This is a genomic window from Streptomyces sp. NBC_00259, assembly GCF_036181745.1.
Lineage (GTDB): Bacteria > Actinomycetota > Actinomycetes > Streptomycetales > Streptomycetaceae > Streptomyces > Streptomyces pratisoli.
Genome location: NZ_CP108080.1, coordinates 3,303,258 through 3,327,490, shown reverse-complemented (window position 1 = coordinate 3,327,490; position 24,233 = coordinate 3,303,258). Strand labels below are relative to the sequence as shown.

At 70.8% G+C, this 24,233-nt stretch carries 19 protein-coding genes and 1 tRNA gene; 15 read left to right on the top strand and 5 right to left on the bottom strand.

What is annotated here, in order from left to right:
- Positions 1-78 precede the first annotated feature (78 nt).
- Together OG766_RS14815 and OG766_RS14810 are read left to right on the top strand one after the other, a co-directional pair.
- A complete protein-coding gene (locus OG766_RS14815) occupies positions 79-516 on the top strand; it encodes an NfeD family protein (protein WP_266379019.1) in 438 nt (145 codons plus the stop codon).
- A gap of 29 nt (positions 517-545) precedes the next feature.
- A complete protein-coding gene (locus OG766_RS14810) occupies positions 546-1,655 on the top strand; it encodes an SPFH domain-containing protein (RefSeq protein ID WP_328725523.1) in 1,110 nt (369 codons plus the stop codon).
- A gap of 672 nt (positions 1,656-2,327) precedes the next feature.
- Here the strand turns inward: OG766_RS14810 and OG766_RS14805 are convergent.
- Entirely contained in the window at positions 2,328-2,894 is a 567-nt protein-coding gene (locus tag OG766_RS14805) for a Uma2 family endonuclease (protein ID WP_266379015.1), read from the bottom strand.
- A gap of 275 nt (positions 2,895-3,169) precedes the next feature.
- On the opposite strand from OG766_RS14805, the gene OG766_RS14800 reads away from it, so the two are divergent.
- Complete coding sequence (locus tag OG766_RS14800) at positions 3,170-3,727, top strand: transposase (RefSeq protein ID WP_443045605.1); 558 nt, start codon at positions 3,170-3,172, stop codon at positions 3,725-3,727.
- Between the two features lie 266 nt (positions 3,728-3,993).
- The gene (locus tag OG766_RS14795) at positions 3,994-5,334 is read left to right on the top strand and encodes a ferredoxin reductase family protein (protein ID WP_423247048.1); all 1,341 of its coding nucleotides are present in this window, start codon (positions 3,994-3,996) and stop codon (positions 5,332-5,334) included.
- A 157-nt stretch (positions 5,335-5,491) separates the two neighbouring features.
- On the opposite strand, the gene OG766_RS14790 is transcribed toward OG766_RS14795, so the two are convergent.
- Positions 5,492-5,564: transfer RNA gene (locus OG766_RS14790), tRNA-Arg, on the bottom strand.
- Between the two features lie 575 nt (positions 5,565-6,139).
- Here OG766_RS14790 and fxsA point away from each other — a divergent pair.
- The 6 genes from fxsA to OG766_RS14760 all read left to right on the top strand — a co-directional run bounded on the left by fxsA (position 6,140) and on the right by OG766_RS14760 (position 16,185).
- Positions 6,140-6,322 (top strand): FxSxx-COOH cyclophane-containing RiPP peptide, encoded by a 183-nt coding sequence (gene fxsA / locus OG766_RS14785; RefSeq protein ID WP_266379009.1) that lies wholly within the window; start codon positions 6,140-6,142, stop codon positions 6,320-6,322.
- Between the two features lie 8 nt (positions 6,323-6,330).
- Positions 6,331-7,638: a radical SAM protein gene (locus tag OG766_RS14780; protein ID WP_328725522.1), complete on the top strand. Its 1,308-nt coding sequence runs from the start codon at positions 6,331-6,333 to the stop codon at positions 7,636-7,638.
- Positions 7,635-8,729 carry an aKG-HExxH-type peptide beta-hydroxylase gene (locus OG766_RS14775; RefSeq protein WP_328725521.1) on the top strand — a complete coding sequence of 365 codons (1,095 nt, stop codon included), beginning with the start codon at positions 7,635-7,637 and terminating at the stop codon, positions 8,727-8,729. The genes OG766_RS14780 and OG766_RS14775 overlap by 4 nt, the downstream gene beginning before the upstream one ends.
- Positions 8,730-8,862: 133 nt before the next feature.
- Positions 8,863-10,275 (top strand): TIR-like protein FxsC, encoded by a 1,413-nt coding sequence (locus OG766_RS14770; RefSeq protein ID WP_266379004.1) that lies wholly within the window; start codon positions 8,863-8,865, stop codon positions 10,273-10,275.
- On the top strand, positions 10,272-14,267 hold the full coding sequence (gene fxsT / locus OG766_RS14765; RefSeq protein WP_328725520.1) for an FxSxx-COOH system tetratricopeptide repeat protein: 3,996 nt from the start codon (positions 10,272-10,274) through the stop codon (positions 14,265-14,267). The genes OG766_RS14770 and fxsT overlap by 4 nt, the downstream gene beginning before the upstream one ends.
- Before the next feature lie 253 nt (positions 14,268-14,520).
- Complete coding sequence (locus tag OG766_RS14760) at positions 14,521-16,185, top strand: class I adenylate-forming enzyme family protein (protein WP_328725519.1); 1,665 nt, start codon at positions 14,521-14,523, stop codon at positions 16,183-16,185.
- Between the two features lie 14 nt (positions 16,186-16,199).
- Here OG766_RS14760 and OG766_RS14755 read toward each other — a convergent pair whose 3' ends face one another.
- Entirely contained in the window at positions 16,200-17,468 is a 1,269-nt protein-coding gene (locus OG766_RS14755) for a M6 family metalloprotease domain-containing protein (RefSeq protein ID WP_266378996.1), read from the bottom strand.
- A gap of 323 nt (positions 17,469-17,791) precedes the next feature.
- Here OG766_RS14755 and OG766_RS14750 point away from each other — a divergent pair, with 323 nt between their 5' ends.
- Positions 17,792-18,448 carry a TetR/AcrR family transcriptional regulator gene (locus OG766_RS14750; RefSeq protein ID WP_328725518.1) on the top strand — a complete coding sequence of 219 codons (657 nt, stop codon included), beginning with the start codon at positions 17,792-17,794 and terminating at the stop codon, positions 18,446-18,448.
- Between the two features lie 210 nt (positions 18,449-18,658).
- Positions 18,659-20,197, top strand: a complete 1,539-nt coding sequence (locus OG766_RS14745) for an MFS transporter (protein ID WP_266378990.1) — start codon at positions 18,659-18,661, stop codon at positions 20,195-20,197.
- A gap of 114 nt (positions 20,198-20,311) precedes the next feature.
- Here OG766_RS14745 and OG766_RS14740 read toward each other — a convergent pair whose 3' ends face one another.
- Positions 20,312-20,818 carry a MarR family winged helix-turn-helix transcriptional regulator gene (locus OG766_RS14740; RefSeq protein ID WP_266378987.1) on the bottom strand — a complete coding sequence of 169 codons (507 nt, stop codon included), beginning with the start codon at positions 20,816-20,818 and terminating at the stop codon, positions 20,312-20,314.
- Positions 20,819-20,979: 161 nt separating this feature from the next.
- Between OG766_RS14740 and OG766_RS14735 the strand changes: the two genes are divergently transcribed.
- From OG766_RS14735 to OG766_RS14725, 3 genes are all read left to right on the top strand, one after another.
- The gene (locus tag OG766_RS14735; RefSeq protein WP_266384144.1) at positions 20,980-21,756 is read left to right on the top strand and encodes a dioxygenase family protein; all 777 of its coding nucleotides are present in this window, start codon (positions 20,980-20,982) and stop codon (positions 21,754-21,756) included.
- A 13-nt stretch (positions 21,757-21,769) separates the two neighbouring features.
- Positions 21,770-21,910 carry a hypothetical protein gene (locus tag OG766_RS14730; RefSeq protein ID WP_328725517.1) on the top strand — a complete coding sequence of 47 codons (141 nt, stop codon included), beginning with the start codon at positions 21,770-21,772 and terminating at the stop codon, positions 21,908-21,910.
- Between the two features lie 175 nt (positions 21,911-22,085).
- Positions 22,086-23,090, top strand: coding sequence for a sigma-70 family RNA polymerase sigma factor (locus OG766_RS14725; RefSeq protein ID WP_266378985.1), 1,005 nt, complete (start codon positions 22,086-22,088; stop codon positions 23,088-23,090).
- 138 nt (positions 23,091-23,228) lie between these two features.
- On the opposite strand, the gene OG766_RS14720 is transcribed toward OG766_RS14725, so the two are convergent.
- Positions 23,229-24,191 (bottom strand): helix-turn-helix transcriptional regulator, encoded by a 963-nt coding sequence (locus OG766_RS14720; RefSeq protein WP_328725516.1) that lies wholly within the window; start codon positions 24,189-24,191, stop codon positions 23,229-23,231.
- Positions 24,192-24,233 lie beyond the last annotated feature (42 nt).

Here is a 24,233-nt window from a genome sequence, read left to right as displayed (position 1 = left end):
CAAGGCGGGACAAGTCTGCATCTGTCCCGGTGCCGGGGGGTAGGTTGGTGGATAAGTCCCCTGAGGGAGGCTGATTCGATGCCGTGGTTCGTATGGCTGTTCGCCGCCGCGGCGCTTGGTGTCGCGGAGTTCTTCACCTTGACGCTGGTTCTCGGGTTGCTGGCGGGGGCTGCATTGGTTGCGGCTGTAGTCGCTGGAGTGGGCATCGGCCTTTTCGGCCAGCTCGTGGCGCTCGGAGTGGCAGCGGCAGCGGGACTCGTCATCGTCCGTCCTGTCGCGCTGCGGCATATGGCACAGGCACCACTCACGCGTGAGGGCAGCGATGCGCTGATCGGCAGGCGGGCCGAGGTCATGCGGGAGGTCACCGCGACCCGCGGTCTGATCAAAGTATCCGGCGAGGAATGGTCCGCCCGTGCCCTCGACGAAAGCCAGGTCATCCCGGTGGGCGCGCTGGTGGATGTCATGGAGATCGAAGGCGCTACAGCTGTCGTCTACCCCCGCGAACTCCTGCCATGAACGGCTGAACACATCTCAACGGAGGAAGTGTGGATCCGGTGGTCATCCCGATTCTTGTGGCGGCGATTGTTGTTGTCTTCCTCGTGGCCTCCACGGTGCGGATCGTCCCGCAGGCGCGCCGCTACAACATCGAGCGGTTCGGCCGGTATCGGCGGACGTTGCAGCCCGGCCTGAACTTCGTCGTGCCGGTGGCGGACCGTGTCAACACGAAACTCGACGTGCGCGAGCAGGTGTATTCGTCCGACCCCAAGCCGGTGATCACTGAGGACAACCTCGTGGTGAACATCGATACGGTGCTCTACTACCAGATCACTGACCCGCGGGCAGCGGCCTACGAGGTCGCCGATTTCCTGCAGGCGATCGATCAGCTCACTGTGACCACGCTGCGGAACGTCATCGGCTCCATGGACCTGGAGGGGACGCTCACCTCACGTGAGGAGATCAACGCCCGGCTGCGCACCGTCCTCGACGACGCCACCGGCAAGTGGGGTATCCGGGTCAACCGCGTCGAGATCAAGGCCATCGATCCACCGCACACCATCAAAGAGGCCATGGAGAAGCAGATGCGGGCCGAGCGTGACAAGCGCGCCGCCATCCTGCACGCCGAGGGGGAGCGGCAAGCGAAGATCCTTACTGCGGAGGGCACGAAACAGAAGGACATCCTGGAAGCGCAGGGCACGCAGCAAGCAATGATCTTGCGGGCGGACGGCGAGGCGAAGGCGGTGGAGCTCGTCTTCCAGGCCGTCCATCGCAACAATGCCGACCCGAAGATCCTGGCCTACAAGTACCTCGAGACGCTCCCGCACCTGGCGAAGAGCGACAACAACACGTTCTGGGTGATCCCGGGGGAGCTGACCGAGGCAGTTCGCGCCGTCACCAGCGCATTCGGCGATCAATCAACGATGGGTCTTCGCGCATCTGCACAACCGGAGGGAACCACCACTGCCGACGCCGACGATGCGTCGGACGAAGGCGGGGCTGCGGAGCTCGAGGCGGGCTCGTCGCTTTCGTTCGATGCCGCCGCGGCTGCTGATGAGGTCGCGAAGCAGGCTGCCGCCGTAGTGAGCGACGCGAAGGCCGAGGCCGAGGCCGCGAGGGCGCCTCAGGTGCCGGGCCGGGGGCAGACGTCCGGCGATTGAGCCGACCCTCGACTGTCGCCAGGAACGTCGGGCGGCCAGGATCAGATCGGCGGCGGTCCTGTCGCCAGATGAGTCGCCAAGCCGAGGATTGCAAGATCATTCGACCCGGTGCTGAGGCTTTCGCCTCGGGCCGACGTCATGGCGGTTCGAGGGTGAGGCCGGGCTCGGCGACGCCCTCAGTCGGCCCTGTCACAAAAACGCGCACGGCGTCGGCCGTGGATTTCGTCGTGGTGATGGCCACGGAAGGGATGTCCGACTGCACCGACACCGCCACATTCTCATCGGGGCGGAATGACACGGTGAACGGTGAGCGCCGTCACTGAAATGAGCCGGTCCAGGGAGCGCAAAGATATGCGAAATGCGCAATGCCCAGTTCCGTGTTCCCAGGGTGTTCCCATTGCATGCCTGAAGGCCTTCCAGAGAGGTTTCCTGGAAGGCCTTCAGTATGCTGACCTGCGGAGTTGTGGTGCCCCCGGCAGGATTCGAACCTGCGACACCCGCTTTAGGAGTGGGATCGAATCCTTGCCGGGGGGTGCCTGGCGCTGCCGCGCGGTGCTGGTTCCCCTGGTCCGAACCGCACGGCGAGCCACTTGATCCGGCTCATACCGCCCGGTATCGGGCCGTCCGCTCACGCATCGCTCACGCGCTGACAGCTGCTGAGCAGCGCGTGGGTCAGACCTGGCCTAGGTCGATCTCCACCGCGAAGGGGGCCGCTACCTTGAGGACGCCTGTGAACATGTCTCCGTCCCGGTAGGTCTTCGTCGCGGGGTCGAGAACGTAGGTGTACACGAGAGGAACGCCTGTCGCGGCCTGCTCGATCCGCCAGTAGAAGCCGATGCCTGCCTTGGCGTACTGGTCGACCTTCACGATCCGGTCGGTGGTCTCCGAGCCTGGCGACACCACCTCCGCGACCAGCAGCACGTGCTCAGGGCGGGTAGGGGTGATATCGATCGTGTCTGCGTGGTACACGACGACGTCCGGGCGGCGATTGGTGAGCGGGACGTCCTGAAGCCGGACGTCGAAGTCCGTGTCGGCGTTCCACTCCGGGCCCGCGGCGGCATCCAGGGCGTTCGCCAGAATCCGGGCCAGCCGGTTGTGCCGCTTGGACGCACTCGGACTCACGACGACCATCCCGTCCACGATCTCGATACCGGCGCACTGCTCCTCGGACCAGGACTCGTACTCCTCCGCCGTGATCTGCTCATGCATCCACGCCGGGGCCACCATCTCGGCCGTCATGAAGCGCCTCCCGGACACTGTGCTGCGGGCCCGATCCCGCTGGATTCAGCGTACTGTCTGCCACCCGTCCGGCACGCTGCTCTCGCTCACGCCCCCCTCCCCGTCGCCAGCATCCGACCAGCGAGCCCACGACGAGCTGATGCGCGCCGGCTGGCGGGTGTCGGGCAGCACCGTGGCCAGGCTCATGGCCGGGCTCGGGCTCGCGGCGCGCACGGTGCGCCGCGAGCCCGGCCCGGCCTGGCCAGACCCGGCAGCCGGCGCGCCGCCCGGACTGGCTGCGGCGCGACCTCAGGGCGCCCGCCCCGGACACCGTTTGGGCCGGGGACATGACCGAGTTCGGCACCGATGAAGGCAAGCTGTACCTGGCCACCGTCATCGACCTGTACTCCCGCCGGCTGCTGGGGTTCGCCATGGGCGTCCACCACGACGCAGAACTGGTGGTCGCGGCGCTGAACATGGCCGCGGCCTGCGCCGGCGACGTCTCCGGAGTGATCTTCCACTCGGACCGCGGCAGTGAGTACGTCTCGAAGCGGTTCGGTGACGCGTGCCGCCGGTGGGGCGTGTGGCAATCCATGGGGCGGGTGGGGTCGTGTTCCGACAACGCCGTCTCAGAGGCATTCAACAGTGTGCTGAAGTGGAGTACGTCCACCGGCAGCACTTCCGCACCTGGGCCGAGGCGCGCATCAGGACCGGCACGTGGATCGCGGACTTCTACGGCACTCGTCGGATGCACAGCGTGTGTGGGTTCCTCAGCCCGGTGGAGCTCGAACGGCAGTACTGGGCAGGTCTTGCAAGAAGCAGCGTGGGAACTCTCCACGCTGCGAGCGGATTGACACCGCGGCCGAGCTGATGTTCGCGGCGCTGGCCACACCGGTGAGCGCTGCACCACCCGGCGACGTAAACCATTGCGGAACCCTGAGCCGCAGGACGCACCGAACGCCGAACAGCGGTTGGATTCGACGGTTCTGGCGTGAACGGATCGGGCTCACGCTCCGTATGCTTATCCGATCGGCGTGCGTATCCGGACGAATTACTCGATCTTCATCAGGTTAGTGCATGCGGCCGCGAGTGCAGCGGCCACGGGGGATGTGAGGAAAGCATGGCGGTGGCGAGTAACACGGTGCGCAGAGGCACCGTGCTTCCGGTGGACGCGGCGCGCTGGGCGATGTGGACTTTCGTCATCGTCAACGCGGTGACCGTCGAGGCGCTGTTCCTCAGCGCGGGTTCAGGCAAGAACGGGGTGCTCACGGTCGCCAAGTTCTTCGGACTGCACGCAGCCCTGCTGATGCTGTTCCAACTGCTGCTGGTCGCCCGGCTGCCCTGGCTGGACCGCCGCATCGGGATGGACCGGCTCACGGTGTGGCACCGCTGGGTCGGTTTCTTGCTGCTGTGGACCGTCCTCACCCACGCCACGCTGGTGGTGCTCGGCTATGCGAACCTCGACGACGCGTCCATGGGGAAGACGTTCGTCGCACTGAGCGGGGTGCCGGCCTCCCTGCTGGGCATGCTCGCCGCGACCGTCATCGTCGTGATCGCCGTGATCTCCACCCGGCCCCTGCGGCGGCGACTGCGGTACGAGGTCTGGCACGGTCTGCACCTGCTGCTCTACGTGGCTCTGGGCCTGTCGTTCGTCCACCAGCTGCAGGAGACCACGACGTTCACGTCCTCCGCGTTCGCCACGGCCTACTGGTGGATTCTGTGGCTGTTCGCCTTCGGCGCCCTGCTGACCGGGCGTGTCGCCGTGCCGCTGTGGCGCAACGCCTACCACCGGTTCCGCGTCGCGGCCGTGGTACCGGAGTCGGACAATGTGGTCTCCGTATACGTCACCGGCCGACACCTCGACAAACTCCCGGCCAGGGCGGGGCAGTTCTGCATCTGGCGGTTCCCCGGGCACAACCACTGGTGGCTGGCCAACCCCTTCTCCCTGTCGGCGGCGCCGGGCGGACAAGGGCTGCGCCTCACGGTGAAGGCGGCGGGCAGCACCAGTGCCGGCCTGCGGAACGTACCGGTCGGCAGCCGCGCCTTCGTCGAGGGACCGTACGGGGCGTTCACCTCGCTGCACCGGACCCGGCCCGGCACCCTGTTGATCGCCGGGGGTGTGGGGATCACGCCCGTGCGGGCCATGCTGGAGGAGGCGGCGCCCGGCGACGTCGTCGTGCTGTACCGGGTGCGCAGCGAGGCCGACGCCGTGCTGCTGAACGAGGTGCGCCACCTGGTCGCGCTACGGGGCGGACGGCTGCACCTGCTCACCGGCAGAACCGGCGAGGGCGGCACCCCGCCGTTCGGCCCGGGCAGCCTGCACCAGCTGGTCCCCGACATCACCGAACGCGACGTGTACGTCTGCGGCCCGCCCGCCATGACCAGGGCCGTGCTCGCCGGCCTACGCGACCTGCGGGTCCCTGCGCGACAGGTGCACGCTGAGAAGTTCGGTCTGGCCTGAACCGGAAAGGGGCCCGACGTCCAGACCTGCGCATACAGACCCGCTACAGGCCGAGCAGTACCCGTCGCTCACGCAAACGGCCCCGGACGGGGAGTCCGAGGCCGAATAGAGCGCCTGCCTGGGGAAGAAACCCCAGGTCAGCGGCGTAAATGCGTTGTGCCCCCGGCAGGATTCGAACCTGCGACACCCGCTTTAGGAGAGCGGTGCTCTATCCCCTGAGCTACGAAGGCGGGGAACCGTCGAAAGCGTGCCCGAAGGTCTGCCGAGGTGGGCGGACTGTTGCGGACCTGCTTGCGACAGGTTGTGGTGGCAGCCGGTGAGGGATCAGCCGCCGCGGTCAGTGTAGCGGGTGGTGCATGATCCGTAGACGGGGATACGAGCGGACCGGCTCGGGCGGCGAGAGTGTGGGTGATCTTGGCCGGAGCGACGGACCTGCTGAGCAGGGCGGCGCCGGTCCGTGGCCGTGGTGAATGATCATGGTGTCCGTGTGCTGCCCGGGGTCGAAGCTTCGTGGGCGCCGCTCTCGGCCCGCCAGGCGCCTCGCCCGCGTGCCGTGCCGGGTCGGACGTCCTCGACGAGGCTGCAGCCCTCGTCCGTGAGCCGCCGCAGTACGGTCTCTCGCCGGCTGCGCATCCCCGCCCCCCGCACCCCCCGCCCGTCGCCTGTCAGCGGACCACCTGCGGGGCCGCCCCCGCATGGCCGACGGCGTCTCGACGCACACGGGGGACGAGGGTCCCGGGTGCGCAAACGATCAATGACTCTGTGTTATATAGTCCGCCGCAACGTGTAGGTAAGGGGATCGTGGATGACCAATTCCGCCCCACTGGTCTCCGTCCTGGCGGATGTCAGTGAGCTGAGCGACGCTGAACTGGCCGAGCTTCCGGACACGGTGTTCGGGGCCATCGTGGCGCGGCTCAGGGACGATGCGCTCCATCCCTCCGGCGAGCCGGTGTCGGCCTTCACCTCGGCGCTCAACCCGGTGTCCTGAGACACGTTGTGACGTTCCGCCAGTATCTGCTGAAACTGCACGGGCGGTGCAATCTCTCCTGCACGTACTGCTACGTGTACGAGGCCGCGGACCACAGCTGGCGCACCAAGCCACGGCGGATGGAACTGGCGACCGTACGCCGGGTGGCCGAGCGGATCGCCGCGTACCGGCGGGACGAGAGTGCCCCAGGGGCCGCGGCCCCGATCGCGGTCATCCTCCACGGCGGCGAGCCGCTCCTCGTCGGGCCCCGGCATCTCGACGAGACCCTGACGGTGCTGCGCGACGCCCTGGACGGCACCGGCGACGTGGCGTACGCGGTGCAGACCAACGGGGTGCTGTTACGGGACGACCTCGAGCTGCTGCGCGTGCTGCGACGGCACCGGGTACGGATCGGCGTCAGCGTGGACGGGACCGCGGCCGACCACGACCGCTACCGCCGGTTCGCCGACGGGCGGGGGAGCCATGCGGCGGTCGCCGGGGCGCTCGGGATCCTCGGCACGGAGGAGCACCGTGACCTGTTCGGCGGAGTGCTGTGCACCGTCGATCCGGCCACCGACCCCGTGGCCACCTACGAGGCGCTTCTCGCCTTCGCGCCGCCCCGCATGGATCTGCTGCTGCCGCACGGCACCTGGGGCAATCCGCCACCGGGGCTTGCGGGCCGTCAGCCCCCGGACCGGCCGCCCATGCCCGCGCCTCCCGTGCCGCAGCCTCCCACGTCCGGGTCTCCCGTGCCGCGGCCGCCCGCGCCCGGGCCGCCTCCCGCACCCGCCCCCCACGCGCCCGCCGGCGCCGAGGAGCCGACTCCGTACGCCGACTGGCTGTGTGCCGTCTTCGACCGCTGGTACGGGGCGCCCCGCCGGGAGACCGGGATCCGGCTGTTCGAGGAGCTGATCGTGCTGCTGCTGGGCGGCCGGGCGAGCAGCGAGATGGTGGGAACGGGACCCGCGGACCTGGTGGTCGTGGAGACGGACGGATCGCTGGAGCTGGCGGACAGTCTGAAGGCGGCGTACGACGGCGCCGCGTACACCGGGCTCAGCGTCTTCCGTGACTCCTTCGCCGAGGCCGCCCGGCATCCGGCGTTCCGGACGCCCCGGCCCGCGGCCCTGTGCCGCGCGTGCCCGCTGTGGGCGGTCTGCGGCGGCGGGTTGTACGCGCACCGCCACCACCCCGGAGCGGACGAGCCGTTCGACCGGCCCACCGTGTACTGCCACGACATGGCCGTTCTCATCGAGCACATCCGGCGGCGTCTGGAAGCCGATGTCGCCGCCTTCAACGCACGACGCGCGACGCACGACCAGGAGGTGGGAGCACGATGACCACGGCCTCCCCGCACACCATCCCCCGTCGGACCTTCCTCGCCCTCGCCCGGGGGCGCGGCGGCGCCGACGCCGTCGCCGTCCTTCGGGCCGGCCAGCTCAGCAAGCGACGGCTGCTGCTGAGCGCGGTGCGCCGGGCCGCAGAGGCGCGGCGGCCCGACGAAGCCCGTGAGGTACGGCTCGCCGAGACGTACGAGGAGTTCGAGCGGATCCGACAGCGGTCCCGGGAGCAGTGGGAGTCCGTGCTGCTGCAGCCGTATCTGGACCTGTGGGCGGCGGACTGTCTGCGCCGCCTCCACGCGGACGAGGCCCCTGCCCAGAACCAGGACCAGGCCCCTGACCAGGACCAGGCCCCTGACCAGGACCAGCACCAACACCCGGACCGGTCCGAGGACACCGACCGCGACCGGCTGCGCGGGCTCGCCGGCTTCCTCCGGCCGACCGGGCACGTCGTACGCCTGGAGGCCGCCGGGCACCGTCTCGTGCTGCGGATCGACGACCGGGGCCCGTACCGGCACGCGCACGGCGAGCCCGTGCCCGGCCCGCTCGGCGAGGACGAGCTGCGCGCCTGGCGGGAGCTGCTCGCCGAGGCATGGCGACTGCTCGCCGAGCGCCATCCCTGGTACGCGGAGGCCGTCGGTGCCGGCGTGTCCACCCTGGTGCCGCTGCGGCCGCCGCCCGACGGGACCGCCGTGTCGTCGGCCGTACGGCGCGGCTACGGCGCGATCGGGGTGTCGCTGCCCTCCGGTCCGCAGCCGCTCGCGCTCGCCCTGGTCCATGAGTTCCTGCACATCCAGCTCGGGGCGCTCCTCGATCTCGTACCGCTGCACGGACCGGATTCCGGGGCCCGCTACCACGCCCCCTGGCGGCCCGACCCCCGCCCGGCCGGGGCGCTGCTCCAGGGGACGTACGCGCATCTGGGGGTGTCGGACTTCTGGCGGAGGGAGTCGGGCCCTCTCGCCGCCGAGCAGTACGCGCACTGGCGCGGCCGCACCCTGGAAGCCGCCGACACCCTCCTGGAATCCGGTGAACTCACCGAGGACGGGCGGGAGTTCGTCATCGAGCTGCGCCGCGCCGTCTGCGACAGGTAAAGAAACGCGGCGACTTCTGGCCAGAACGTGACGGGCGGCTTAGCTCCTCCACGGAGAGGGCAATAACCAGCAAACCCAAAGGGTGTCGAGCCCCTGCCGGGGCACTGTGAGTCTGCGTTGAGCAGCCGGAGTCATGGGGGAGCCGGTGGGGCCGTACTTCTTCCTGAGTTACGCGAGGATCGACGACTCGGACGCGTATGTGCAGCAGTTCTACGACGATCTCTGCACGCAGATCATCGAACTCTCCGACGGCACGGCCCAGGTCCCGATCGGATTCCGTGACAACAGCTCGATCCGGATCGGCGAACACTGGAGCGAGCAGCTGGAGATCGCCCTCGCGGGCTGCCACTCGATGGTCGCGCTCTACTCGCCCGCCTACTTCCGCAGCGCGTGGTGCTCACGTGAGGCGGGTGTGATGATGCGCCGTGCCGGTGAGTACTTCGCCCGAACCCGGCGCGGCTCCTCGGCGCTGATCCCCGTTCTGTGGCACCCCGTCGAGGTGCCGCAGGAGGTCGGGCACATCCAGTACCTGACGGACGGTTTCGGCTCCTGGTACGCGGACGTCGGGCTGCAGCGGCTCCTCCAGCGGGCGCCCACGGGGGAGGACTACACGGGCGCGGTCCGGCTGATCGCCCAGCGCGTGCTCGACGTCGTCCACGGGGAGGACCTGCCCGTGCCCGAGGAGCCCCTGCGGCTGGCGCGGGAGCCCCTGTCGTTCCAGCCGAGGACCGAGCCGACCCGGCCGGGCAGCACGGTGCAGTTCTTCGTCGCCGCCGGCTCGTCGGAGTCCGCGCCCGGGCACCGCCGTGGCGCGCCGTACTACGGCCAGGCCGGGCTGGACTGGAATCCGTACCATCCGCAGGAGGAGTACCCGCTCTACCAGCAGGCCCAGCGGCTCGTGACGGCGCAGGGCTACGGGACGGCCTACCGGGAGGTGGGCTCCGGGCTGAACCGGCAGCTCAACCAGGCCTGGCGCGACGACCAGGTGACGATTCTGCTGGTCGACGCCTGGAGCGCGCCCGAACCTCCGTACCGCCAGCCGCTGGAGCAGTTCGACCGTACCGAGCATCCGGCGACCGGTGTCCTGGTGCCGTGCCATCCCCGGGAGGAGCGGGACCGGGAGGAGCTCTGGAGCCGGGTCGGCGACGTCTTCGAGCGCAAGTCGTCGCGGGGCGTGCACGACAGACAGTTCCAGCTCCGGGTCTGCTTCGACGACTTCAAGAAGGCGCTGGGCCGGATGGTGTCGGCCGCGCAGAACAATCTGATCCGCAAACGGACCGCCGTCGTGGCGCCGGGTGACGACGGCGACGACGGCCCGGTGGCCGCCCGGCCGATCCTGCGCGGCCCCAGCGGCGGCCCGCAGGGAGGCACCCGGGCCGGCGGCTCGCCGGGGAGCGCGAACAGGCCGCCCGCGCCCCGTTCGCCCCGCTGGTCCGGCGGCCGCGCGCACATCCCGTACGACCCGTACGCGTTCGACCCGTACCCGTATCCGCACACCCCGCAGGACCCGTTCGACGGCCGCCGTGAGGGAGGACCAGGACGATGAAGAGCGCAGGCATCCGCGAGCCCGGCAGCGCAGGCACCGGTGAGCCGGGGACCGTCGTCACGTTCTACTCGTTCAAGGGCGGAGTCGGCCGGACGATGGCGCTCGTCAACACCGCCTGGATCCTCGCCGGGAACGGGCTGCGGGTGCTGATGGTCGACTGGGACCTGGAGGCCCCTGGTCTGCACCGCTACTTCCACCCCCTGCTCACCGACCCCGAACTCGGCTCCACCGGCGGTGTCATCGACCTCATCCGCGACTACGCGATACGGGCCGACGAGCCGGGCCCCGGCGCGGCGGGCTCCCGCGACCGTGCCCAGTGGTTCCGCGACCGCTGTGACGTGGACCGCTGCATCGTCGGGATCCGGGAGGACTTCCCCGACGGCGGGCAGCTGGACTTCCTGCCCGCGGGACTCCAGGACGACGGCTACTCGGCGGCCGTGTCCACCTTCGACTGGGACCACTTCTACACGCGGCTGCGCGGCGCCGCCTTCCTGGCCGCACTCCGCGACGAGCTGCGCGGCCGCTACGACTACGTCCTGATCGACAGCCGCACCGGACTGTCCGACACGGCCGGCATCTGCACGGTCCTGCTGCCCGACGTCGTCACCGTCTGCTTCACCCTCAGCGCCCAGTCGATCCAGGGCGCGGCCGCCGTTGCCGAGTCCGTGCGCGCCCAGGTCACCGACCGTCCGGTGCGGATCCTGCCCGCGCCGATGCGTGTCGAGTACGCCGAACAGAAGAAGCTGGAGGCGGGGCGCGACCTCGCCCGCAGCCGGTTCCTGTCGTTCCTCGAAGGGATGACCCGGGAGGAGCGCGACCGCTACTGGGGCGATGTGGAGATCCCGTACCGGCCGTTCTTCGCGTACGAGGAGATCCCCGCGCCCGTCGGCGACCGCCCGCACCAGGGCACCAGCCTGCTGGCCGCGTCGGAGCGGCTCACCGGGCGGATCACCGGCGGCCGGGTGACGCGGCAGCGGCCCATGCCGGAGACCCGGCGGCGCGCGCTGCTGTCCCGGTACGAGCGGACCAAACCGCCCGTGCCCTCCGATCTGTTCCTCAGCTACGCGCCGGCCGACCGGATGTGGGCGGAGTGGATCGCGGCCAGGCTCCGCGGCCTCGGCTACGAAGTGGTGCTGAGCGGCGCCGCCGAGCACGCCGGCTCCGACGCGGGGACCGAGGTGCGCCGGGCGCTGGACGGATCGGGCCGGATCGTGGTCCTGCTCTCGCCCGACTATGTGCGGCTGCCGCACGCCTACGAGGTGTGGAAGTCGGTCTCGGCCCGCGACCCGGAGGCCTCGCAGCGGATGCTGATCCCCATCCGGATCCATCCGGCGCCGCTGGCACCGCCGTTCGACGGTCTGGTCGCCGTGGACCTCGTCGAGCGCGACGACCAGGTCGAGGCGGAGGCGGCGCTGCTGGCGGCGGTCGGGCGGCCCGATCCGCCGGCCGCCGAGACCGTACGCACACCGGGTGACGCGGACGAGGACCAGGGGCCGCGCTATCCCGGCACCCCGCCGCCGGTGTGGCAGATGCCCACCCGCAACGCGTCGTTCACCGGCCGCGGCCGGACGCTGGAGGAGATGCGGGACGGGTTCGCCGCGGGTGTGCCGCTGGGCGGTCCGCCGCAGGCCGTGTTCGGCATGGGCGGCGTGGGCAAGACGCAGGTCGCCATCGAGTACGCGCACCGGTTCGCGGCCGACTACGACGTCGTCTGGTGGGTCAACGCGGGCCAGCCGAGTCTCGTACGGCAGGAACTGGCCACCCTGGCGGGCCGGTTGGGGCTGCCGTCCGGGGACGATGTGGAGACCACGTCCAACGCGGTGCTGGAGGCGCTGCGGCAGGGCCGGCCGTACCGGCGCTGGCTGCTGGTGTTCGACAACGCGGAGCACCCGGAGGAGCTCGCCCCGCTGATCCCCTCCGGCACCGGGCATGTGCTCGTGACCTCACGCAACCGGGCCTGGGCGGACCGGGCCGCACAGGTCGAGGTGGACGTCTTCACCCGGGACGAGTCCGTGCGGCTGCTGCAGCGGCAGAACCCGCATCTGCCGGACGCCGACGCCGCACAGGTCGCGGAGGCGCTCGGCGATCTGCCGCTCGCCGTCGCCCAGGCGGCGGCCTGGCTGGAGCAGTCCGCGATGCCGGTGGAGACGTATCTGGAGCTGCTCAGCACCCAGCTCGCGACGATGCTGGAGCAGGAGCCGGCCACGACGTACCCGCGATCGGCCGCCGCGACCTGGCTGCTGGCGCTGGGCAAGGTCCGCGAGTCGATGCCGGCGGCGGCCCAACTGCTGGAGATCTGCGCGTTCTTCGGCCCCGACCCCATCCCGATGTGGACGCTGTACGGGCAGAAGACGGCGGAGCTGCTGGCCCGCCACGACCGGCGGCTGGTGCATTCGGTGCGGATGGGCGCGCTGTTCGCCGAGATCAACCGGTACGGTCTGGCCCGCACCAACCAGAGCGACAAGACCATCGGTGTGCACCGGCTGGTGCAGGAGGTGCTGCGCGCCCAGATCCCGCGCGAGCAGTGGCCCGTCATGCGCGCCCATGTGCACGCGATCCTCGCCGAGGCCAACCCCCGCAACATGGAGGACCCGGCGTCCTGGGACCGGCACGCCTCACTGCTGCCGCACATGAGACCGTCGCGTGCCTTCACCAGCGAGGACGATTCCGTACGCCGCTGGATCGCCGACTCCGTGCGTTACCTGTGGCGTCGGTCCAACCATGTCGCGGCGCAGGAGACGGCGGAGCGCGCCCTCGCCGCCTGGGAGCCCGTCTTCGGTGACGACGACGCCCTCGTGATCTATCTGCGCACCCAGTACGCCAACGCGCTGCGCTCCAGCGGGCGGCTGGAGGAGGCGTACGCGATGGACGAGCAGGCGCTGCGGACCGCACGCGAGGTGCTCGGCCCCGACGACTACTACACGCTGGTGGCCGCCGCGAACCTCGGCGCCGATCTGCGCGCCAGGGGCGCCTACCGGCAGGCGCGTGACGTCGACAACGAGACCTACGCGGCGAGCAAACGGGCCTACGAGGGCGGGGACGAGGAGCGGCTGCTCATGGCCGCCAACAATCTCGCCGTGTCGAAGTTCCTGGTCGGGGACCGCTGGGGCGCCCGTGAACTCGACCGGGAGGTGTGGGAGAAGCGCAAGGGCCTGCTCGGCAAGCACCACCCCTACACGCTCACATCGGCCAGCAACTACGCCCGAGGGCTGCGCGAGACCGGGTCCGTGGACGAGGCGCTGAAGCTGCTCCAGGAGACGGTGAAGGCGTTCCGCGACAAGACCGGCGACCGGCATCCCGAGACCCTGCAGGCCTCCCGCAACCTCTCCGCGGTGCTGCGCCGCAGCGGGCGTTACGAGGAGGCGAGGGCGCTCAGCGCGGAGAACTACGAGATCTCGATGTCCGTGCTCGGCCCCGACCACCCGGACACACTCTCCGCGGCCGTCAACCTGGCCTGTGCGCTGGTGGCCACGGGTGACGCGCAGGGGGCACGGGATCTCGCCAGGGACGCGCTCAACCGGCACCGGACCCAGCTGGGCGAGCGGCATCCGTTCGCCCTGGCCTGCGCCAACAACCTGGCGGTCTATCTGCGGCTGACGGGTGAGCGGGACGCGGCGCTCGCGCTTTCGCGCAGGACGCTGCATCAGCACCGGGAAGTGCTCGGCCAGGACAATCCGTACACGCTGACGAGCATGATGAACCACGCCACCGACCTGGCCGCGGACGGCGACGCGGAGGGGGCGGTGCGGCTGGGCCGTGAGGCGTACGACGCCTTCGTCCGCGTCCTCACCGCCGACCACTACGACGCGATCGGCTGCGCGTCCAACCTCGCGGCGGACCTGCGGGACCTGGGGGAGCCGGAGGAGGCCGCGCGGCTGCACGAGGACGCGCTGCGGCGGGCGGGGGCGACGATGGGGCCGGAGCATCCGACGACACGGGCGGTGAAGGAGTGGGTGCGGCTCGACTCGGACATCGAGCCGCCGGCGACGTGACGGCCGACTGCACGTCGGTGATCTGACGGCGACTGCACGCCGGCGACGTGAGGACCGACTGCGCGCCGGTGACCTGATGGCCGACTGCACGCCGGCGACGTGACGGCGGACTCGACGCCGGTGCCTGGTGGCGGACTGCGCGCCGTTTCCGTCAAGGTCGTGCGCGGGCCGTGCCTTGACGGGGTGCGGGGCGGCGCATAGCGTCGGGCTTCGGGCTGAGCAAGCGCTTAGCCGACTGGGGAGGGACCCGTACGTGCCGCATTCCGAAGACCCCTCGGGGCGTCTCACCGCGCCAGGCGCGCCCTTCGAGGTCGAGGGCGGGGTGTATGTGTCGGGGCCGCGCACGCTGCGCGAGTTCGTCGAGGCCACCTGGGCGTTCGGGGAGCAGCCGTTCCTGGTCGCGGACAGCGGGACGTACACCTACGGGGAGTTCTTCGCGGCCGCCTCGGCGCTGGCGGGGCGCCTCGTCGAGGTGCACGGACTGCGGCCGGGCGACCGGGCCGTCATCGGCATGCGCAACCACCCCGAATGGCAGATCGCCTTCTGGGCGGCACAGCTGGCCGGGCTGGTGGCCGTACCGCTGAACGCCTGGTGGACCGAGGAGGAGTTCACCTACGCCCTCGACGACTGCACGCCCCGGGTCCTGCTCGTGGACGGGGAGCGGCTGCCGAGGACCGGGGCCTGGGCGTCGCGGCAGCGGGTGCCCGTCATCGTCTTCCACCACGACGGGCCGGCCGGGGAAGGCGTCGAGCGGTACGAGGACCTGCCGGCCCCGGACCCCGGCGTCGCGCCGCCGGATGTGCAGGTACGCCCCGAGGACGACGCGACCATCATCTACACCTCCGGGACCACGGGCCGGCCCAAGGGCGCCGTCGCCACCCAGCTCGCCCAGGCGGGCGCCGCGATGAACCCCCGTTACACCGCGGCCGCGTCCGCGCTCGGCAGGGGCGTCCTCCCCGGGCAGGGCCGCGCCCCGGTCAGCCTCATGACCTTCCCGTTCTTCCACGTGGCGGCGTTCACCACGGTCTACTCGGTGATGGCCGTCGGCGGGACGCTCGTCCTCATGCGCAAATGGGACGCCGAGCAGGCCCTCACGCTGATCGGACGGCACGGCGTCACGCACTACTCCGGGGTGCCCACCACCGCGCTCCAACTGCTGGCGGCCGCCGAGCGATCCGGCGCACACCTGGAGAGCCTCACCCACCTCAACACGGGCGGGGCCGCCGCGCCGCCCGATCTGGTCGCACGGCTCACGGCCCGCTTCGGGGAACGCGTCGAGCCCCGCAACGGCTACGGGCTGACCGAGACCAGCGGCGGTGTGACGGCCAACTTCGGTGCCGGCTACCGGAGGTTCCCGGACAGCGTGGGCCGCCCCACCCCGGCCACCGAGGTACGGATCGCCGGCCCGTCCGGTGAGGTGCTGCCGGAGGGCGAGGTCGGGGAGCTGTGGCTGCGCGGACAGTCCCTGGTGCGCGGCTACTGGCGCGACGAGGACGCGACCCGGCAGGCGTTCACGCCGGACGGCTGGTTCAGGACCGGCGACCTCGCGACGGTGCGGGACGGCCGGGTCTCGATCGTCGACCGCATCAAGGACATGGTCGTCCGCGGCGGCGAGAACGTGTACTGCGTCGAGGTCGAGGCCGCCCTGCACGACCATCCGGACGTCGTCGACGCCGCCGTGCTCGGCGTACCGCACCCCGTCCTCGGCGAGGAGGTCGCCGCCGTGGTCCTGCTCGGCCCGGACGCCGCGGTCACGGCCGACGAGTTGCGGGCGCACGTCGGCAGGACCCTGGCCGCGTTCAAGGTGCCGGCGCACGTCGTCGTACGGGACGAGCCGCTGCCCCGCAATCCCACGGGGAAGATCCTCAAGCGGGAACTGCGCGGGCCGCTGGTGGAGCGGGTCAGGAGCGGCGGCTGAGGGGGTGCGGTGGCTCAGGTGCGGGTGACGCGGACCCGGTAGGTCCCGTTCGCGCTCTCCGACAGCACGGTGATCCGGATCCTGTGCGTCGGGTCGACGAACGACTCGCCCGGCCGGTACGGCGCGTCCGACAGCTCGGCGTGCACATTGGGCCGGCGGGTGCAGCCGCCGCTCTCCTTGTCGCTGTCCGTGACGGCGACCGGCCCCTGCCCCGTGTCGACGTCCGTCTTGACGTGGTAGACGAGGACGCCCGGCTCGCAGACGGCCTCGTCGTTGCCCGCGCGGGTGCGGACCTCCACGGCGTAGCCGGCGTCGGAGCCGACCGGGACCACGACGAGCTTGCGGCCGCCCTTGGTGGCCAGCGGGGTCAGCGCGTACTCGGTGCTCCCGGTCGTGGAGGCGCACACGACCTGGTCGCTGTCGAGCCAGCCCAGCTTCCACTTGTGCCAGCCCAGCAGGTCGTTGTTGGCGCCCCAGTCCTCGGACATGATGTCCCAGTGGCCGACGGCGCCGCCGCCCTCCGCCGTGTAGAGGTCGGGCAGCCCGAACACATGGCCGTTCTCGTGCGGGAGCACCCGGTAACCCGTCTCGGAGTAGGTCCCCGAGCCGTCGTCCTGGCGGCTGTAGACGAACGACGTGTTGGCGAGCGGGACCCCGTCCGCGTAGGGCGCCTCGTGGTTGCCGGAGAAGGTCACCGACAGGACGGTGTCCAGCGCCGAGGGGCCCGCGTTCGGCGTGACCAGGACGTTGACGAGGTCGTACGCGCTGAAGTCCACCTGGTGGTCGGTGGCGGCCACGATGTCCTGCACGAGCTGGCGGTAGCCCGGCTCGTACGGTGCCCCACGGTCTATCCCGTACGCGGAGAACGGCATCGGCATCCGCAGCCAGCCCTGCAGCGGAGCCTCGGGGCGGTAGACGAGCCTCCCGTACGAGCTGGTGGCGAACCAGTGCTCGGTCTGCGGGAAGAACTCCGCGTACCGGTCCAGTGCCGAGCCCGTTCCCTCCGCGTCCGGGAAGTCGATCATCAGGTTGAGAGCGCGGATCTCGCCGGTGGAACGTACGTAACCCGTCGGGGTCGGCACACCTTCGGACATCTGTACGCCCGTGGTGGAGGTGAGACGGCACGGGTCGAGCGCCGACTCCTTGGCCGCCGCGATCGGACCGGCCGAGGCCCGCGAGGTGCCGGGGAGCGTCGAGCTCGCCGAAGTCAGCGCCGCGAAGGTGATGACGGCGAGGGCGCCGAGCGTGCCGGGTCTGCGTATCCGTCGGCGGGTCTGGTGCATGCCGTCGTCCGCCTTCGGCTCCGCGGCAGCCGGCCTGCTCCGGGCTGCGCTCCGTTCGTTCAGCCTGGTGGGAGCCGTGGGAGGGCGCGCGCCGGGAGAGCCGATCGTGGGACACGCCGAAGCAGAGGCGAGGCGGTGACTCAGCTCACACCGATCGGCTCCCGGTCCGGAAATAACCGGGGAGCGTTTCCCCGTTTGCACCGGTGTCCCAGCGAAACGGGGAAGTCGTCCCCGATTCCGCGAGGGCGATCGACCGAGCACCGACCGAGCACCGACCGAGCAACGTCAAGCAGCGATCAACAGGACTGGAAGGACGTGGAGCCGTGAGCCCCGCCACCGACACCGCAGAGCGCCGCGCCACCCGGCCGCGGGCCGACGCCCTGCGCAACAGGGAGCGGATCGTGGCGGCGGCCCGGGAGATGTTCGTCGAGTTCGGCCCCGAGGTGCCGCTCGACGAGATCGCCCGCCGCGCCGGCGTCGGCAACGCGACCCTCTACCGGAACTTCGCGGACCGGGCGGCCCTCGTCCACGAGGTCGTCCTCGCCGTCCTCGGCGGCACGGCCGAGCGCGCGGAGGAGGCGGCCGCGGGGGAGTCGGACCCCTTCGTCGCGCTGAGCCGCTTCACCCACGCGGCCGCCGACGAGCGGATCGGCGCCCTGTGCCCGATGCTCGCCGGAGGCGTCGACTTCGACAAGGACCATCCCGACCTGCTCGCCGAACGCGACCGGCTCGAAGGGGTCGTCCAGGGTCTCGTCGACCGTGCCCATGCGGCAGGAAGGCTCCGCGCCGACGTCGCCGTCGGAGATCTGCTGGTCGCCCTCTCCCAGCTCACCCGGCCGCTTCCGGGCTTCGCCTGCCTGGACATCGACCGGTACACCCACCGCCATCTCCAGCTGTTCCTCGACGGCATCGAGGCGCCCGCGCGCTCCGAACTCCCGGGCACGGCCGCGACCTTGGAGGACCTGAGGCGCGGGCCGTAACGACGACGCGCGCCGGCCGCACCTCCTCTGCCCTCTCCGCCCCCTCCGCCCCCTGACTCCTTCGGCTCCTTCACCTCCTCCCGACCTCGTCTCACGACCTCACGTCTCACGACCTCCTCTCACGACCCGCCTCCTTACGCACACCTGTCTTCGCGACGCCCGTACGTACAGCGCCTTTTCACCACTTCGCACCCTTAGGTGGCTTCTTCCATGTCAAAAACGGCCGAGACCCAACTGCCCGACTTCGCCGGGCCCGATCCGAGTCGCTGGAAAGCGCTCGTCTTCATAGCCGTCGCCCAGCTGATGGTCGTGCTCGACGCGACGATCGTGAACATCGCGCTGCCCTCCGCCCAGCAGGACCTCGGGATCTCGGACGGCAATCGCCAGTGGGTCATCACCGCCTACGCCCTCGCCTTCGGCGGACTGCTCCTCTTCGGCGGGCGCATCGCCGACCTGTGGGGCCGTAAGCGCACCTTCGTGGTCGGTCTGCTCGGCTTCGCCGCCGCGTCCGCGCTCGGCGGAGCCGCGAACGGCGAGGCCATGCTGCTCGGTTCGCGCGCGCTCCAGGGTGCCTTCGGCGCACTGCTCGCGCCGGCCGCACTGTCGCTGCTCGCCGTGATGTTCACCGACGCCAAGGAGCGCGCCAAGGCGTTCGGGATCTACGGCGCGATCGCCGGTGGCGGTGGCGCGGTCGGTCTGATCCTCGGCGGGTTCCTCACCGAGTACCTGGACTGGCGCTGGACCTTCTACGTCAACATCCCCTTCGCGGTGATCGCCGCCGCGGGCGCGTACTTCGTCATCCGTGAGCCGGCCGGCGGCCGCAACCGCTCGCCGCTCGACGTCCCCGGCGTCGTCCTGTCCACCCTCGGACTGGTGGCGCTCGTCTACGGCTTCACCCGCGCCGAGTCCGACGGCTGGTCGGACCCGACGACGATCGGCCTGTTCGTCGCCTCCGCCGTGCTCCTCGCCGCGTTCGTCGCGGTCGAGGCCAGGGTGAAGTCGCCGCTGCTGCCGCTGCGCGTGCTGACCGAACGCAACCGCGGCGGGGTCTACCTCTCGCTGGGCCTCGCCATCATCGCGATGTTCGGCCTGTTCCTCTTCCTCACGTACTACCTGCAGGTCGTGAAGGGCTACTCGCCCGTGAAGACGGGCTTCGCGTTCCTGCCGATGATCGCGGGCATGATCACGGGCTCCACGCAGATCGGCGCCCGGCTGATGACGCGTGTCCCGCCCCGGCTGCTCATGGGCCCGGGCTTCCTGGTCGCCGCCACAGGCATGCTGCTGCTGACCCAGCTGGAGATCGACTCCTCGTACGCCGGGCTGATCCTGCCGGCGCAGCTGCTGCTCGGCCTCGGCATGGGTACGGCCTTCATGCCGGCCATGTCCCTGTCGACGTACGGCATCGAGGCGCGGGACGCGGGTGTCGCCTCGGCGATGGTGAACACCTCGCAGCAGGTCGGCGGCGCCATCGGCACGGCGCTGCTCAACACGATCGCCGCGTCCGCGACGACCTCGTACATCGCCTCGCACGCGGCCGGGGCCACCGGTCCCGAGGCCCAGCAGCTGCTCCAGCTCCAGGGCATGGTGCACGGCTACTCCAGTGCCATCTGGTGGGCCGTCGGCATCCTGGCGGCCTCCGCCGTGATCGCGTTCGTCCTCATCAACTCCGGCCGGCCCGGCCCCACGACCGTGGCGTCCTCGGGGGAGACCGCCGAGGACGAGGTGAGGATCCCGGTCGTCGCCCACTGAGGCCGGCGGTGCCGCGTCGAGGGCGGCCGACGCCGCCGACAGTCGGCACCACGGGCAGGGAGCGGGCCCCTGCCGGAGTCCAGCGGACACCGGCAGGGGCCCGTGTGCGTGCGGTCAGCGCAGCCAGGGGAGGTCGGCGCCGGTGCCGTCCGGCTGGAGGGTCTCGGTCATGATCCGGGTGATCTCGCCCAGCTGGCGCACCTGGTCCGGGCTGAGCCGGTCGAAGATCGCCTGCCGTACGGCGGCGACATGGCCGGGTGCCGCCTTCTTCAGGACGTCGAAACCCTCGTCCGTCAGGCAGGCGTTCTGCCCTCGCTTGTCGGAGGGGCAGTCCTCGCGGCGCACCCAGCCGTTCTTCTCCAGGCGGGCGATCGCGTGCGAGAGCCGGGAGCGGGTGATCTTGGCGTCCTTGGCGAGCTCGGTCATACGCAGACGACGGCGCGGTGCCTCGGCGAGCTGGACGAGCAGACCGTAGTAGATGTGGGGCATGCCCGCGTCCCGCTGGAGCTGGCGGTCGAGACTGTCCTCGAGGAGGGTCGTGGCGTGGAGGTAGGAGCGCCACACGCGCTGCTCCTCGGCGGTGAGCCAGCGGGGTTCACCCGCGTTCGGTGCCGTGGTCATGCATCTATCGTACGGCCTGTTCTTGAAAGTTGAACTAGATCTGCGTACGGTATCTCCCGAAGGAACTTGAAGGTTCAAGGTTTCAGGCTGACTGCCGGGAGGCTCCCGTGAACGCTGCTGACGTGACCGGCACCGCCGGCACCACCGCTCCCGCGGAACGGATGCCCGTCCTCTATCTCTCGCACGGCGCACCGCCCCTGGCCGACGACCCGGTCTGGCCCGGCCAGCTCGCCGCGTGGTCGGCGTCGCTGCCCAGGCCCACGGCCGTCCTGATGATCTCGGCGCACTGGGAGGAGGCCCCGCTCGCGCTCGGCGCGACGCGGACCGTGCCCCTCGTCCACGACTTCTGGGGCTTCCCCGAGCACTACTACCGGGTGCGGTACGAGGCCCCGGGTGCGCCCGCGCTCGCCGAGTCCGTACGGAAACTGCTGCGCGGCCCCGGCACGCCCGTGCAGGACATCCCCGACCGCGGCCTCGACCACGGGGCGTACGTCCCGCTCGTCGAGATGTTCCCCGGTGCCGACATCCCCGTACTCCAGGTCTCCATGCCGACCCTGGACCCGCGGCGGCTCCTGGAGATCGGGCGCAGGCTGGCACCGCTGCGCGACGAGGGTGTGATGATCGTCGGCAGCGGCTTCTTCACCCACAATCTGGCGGCGCTGCGGCACACGGGCGGCACGGTGCCCGGCTGGTCGGCCGAGTTCGACGACTGGGGGCAGCGGGCGCTGGCCGCCGCCGATGTGGACGCGCTGCTGGACTTCGAGCGCAAGGCCCCGGCCGGGCGGCTGGCCCATCCGCGGACCGAGCACTTCGCGCCGCTGTTCGTGACCCTCGGGGCCTCGGAGGGGGACCTGTCGAGCGGTGGCGGTCGTGGTGTCCGCAGTGTCATCGACGGATTCTGGATGGGACTGGCGAAGAGGTCGGTCCAGTTCGGTTAGGACGATCCGGCTCGTGCTCGGACGGACCGCCTCGTGCGGTTCGGGCGGGGCGATCCGGGTAGGGCGATCCGGGCGGAGCAACCAGATCGAGGTCGGAGTCGTCTTCACGGGTGGCGGCGCGGTGGCGGGCGGCGCCGTGGAACCGCGCTTCTGACCTGCGGTTTCTGTGCACGCTCAGGACGCTGGTGGCGTCAGCGGCGGTGCAGGGTACTGCAAGATCACGAAAATCTGTGCACCGCGTGGGAATTCTGTCCGGATTCCAGTCGTTGTTTCCGTCGGATGCAGGGCACCCGGGAGGGTGTCGCGACCTACTCAGCAAGGGAGCTCGCATGGCAACCCGTGCCGTCGCCCGTCGTCAGTCCGCCGCCAATGGGACCAGGGCTGATGGGGCAAGCAGTGTTCGCGCCTCGACCGGGGAGATCGCCGACCGCGATCTGGTCGGCATGTATCTCGACGAGATCGCGCGCACGCCGCTGCTGGATGCCGCCAAGGAGGTCGAGCTCTCCCAGACGATCGAGGCCGGCGTCTATGCGAGGCAGATACTCGGCGAAGAAGTGGACAGTGGCGCGGCCGGCGCCTCGCGTGAGGAGCTGCAGGCCCTCGTCGAAGCCGGCGAGCGCGCCAAGGACGTCTTCATCAAGTCGAACCTCCGCCTGGTGGTGGCCGTCGCGCGGCGCTATCCGCGCAGCGGACTGCCGCTGCTGGACCTGATCCAGGAGGGCAACGCGGGCCTGGTCCGCGCCGTGGAGAAGTTCGACTACACGAAGGGCTTCAAGTTCTCCACGTATGCCACGTGGTGGATCCGCCAGGCGATCACCCGCTCCATAGCCGACCAGTCCCGTACGATCCGGCTGCCCGTCCATCTGGTCGAGGAGCTGGGCCGGATCCGCCGCGTCCAGCGGGAGTTCAACCGCGAGCACGGCCGCGAGCCCGAGCCGGCCGAGGTGGCCGCGGAGCTGGGCTCGACGCCGGAGCGGGTCATCGATGTGCTGGACTGGGCCCGTGACCCCGTCTCGCTGAACATGGCGGTGGACGACGAGGGCGAGACGCAGTTCGGCGATCTGCTGGAGGACACCTCCGCGGTGTCGCCCGAGCAGTCCGTGCTGACGCTGCTGCGCAGCGAGGAGCTCGACGATCTGATCGACAGGCTCGACCACCGCACCGCCTCGATCATCCGGATGCGGTACGGCATCGAGGACGGCCGCGAGCGCACGCTGACCGAGGTCGGCAAGGAGCACGGCCTCACGCGCGAGCGCATCCGTCAGATCGAGAAGCACGCGCTGCTGGAGCTGAAGCGGATGGCCCGGGACACGGGCTTCGACGCGGCGGCGTAACGGCGGCGACGCGACCGCCGGCGGCGCGACTGCCAGCGGCGCGACGAGCGCCGACGCGACGGGCGATGGGCGATCTGCCCCCGCCCCCGAGAGCGGACCCCGGCACCCTACCCCCCCTGGTGCCGGGGTCCTTCGCGCTCAGCTGCCCGCCCGGGTCAGACGTGCGCCGAGTTCCGTCAGGTAGTCGGACAGTGAAGCCGGCCCGTGGACCGTGAACTCGCAGTCGACCAGGGCGAGTCGCAGCGCGACCCACTCCAGCGAGTCCTGCGAACGGGTGCGCAGCCGGCAGGTGCCCGGGCCGGTGGGCTCGGGCGCGCCCAGATAGTCCGGCAGCCGGGCGGCGACGAAGTCCGCCGGTGCCTCGAAGCTGACGTCCAGCGTGTGCTCCGGCTGGTTGCGGGACATGGAGTGCGAGAAGAACTCCGCCGCGTCCCCGCCCGTCGGCAGCTCACGCGCGGTGAAGCGGGCGCCGGTGGCGAACGGTTCGCTGACCCGGTCGACCCGGAACGTACGCCAGTCCTCCCGCCCGAGGTCGTACGCCACGAGGTACCACCGCCGCCCGGTCGAGACCAGCCGGTACGGCTCGACCTGCCGCTTCGTCTCCGTACCGTCGCCCGAGCGATAGCCGAAGCGCAGCCGCTCCCGGCCGGTGACGGTCGCCGCGATGGCGGTGAGGGTGTGCGGGTCGACGGTCGCCCCGTCGCCGCGGGTCAGCGGGATCGTCGCGTTCTGGAGCGTGGAGACGCGGTGCCGCAGCCGTGACGGCAGCACCTGCTCCAGCTTGGCCAGGGCACGTACGGACGCCTCGTCCACGCCCTCGATGGCATGGCCGGCGCCGGCCCGCAGCCCCACGGCGATCGCGACCGCCTCCTCGTCGTCGAGGAGCAGCGGCGGCATGGCGGCACCCGCGACCAGCCGGTATCCGCCCACCGCGCCCTTCGTCGCCTCGACGGGATAGCCGAGGTCGCGCAGTCGGTCGATGTCCCGGCGGATCGTGCGCGGGCTGACCTGAAGCCGTTCGGCGAGTTCACTGCCCGGCCACTCGCGCGGCGTCTGGAGCAGCGACAGCAGATTCAGCAGTCGTGCCGGCGTGTCTCTCATAACACTCAGGTTCCCAGGGTTCTAGGACATGAACTGACCTAT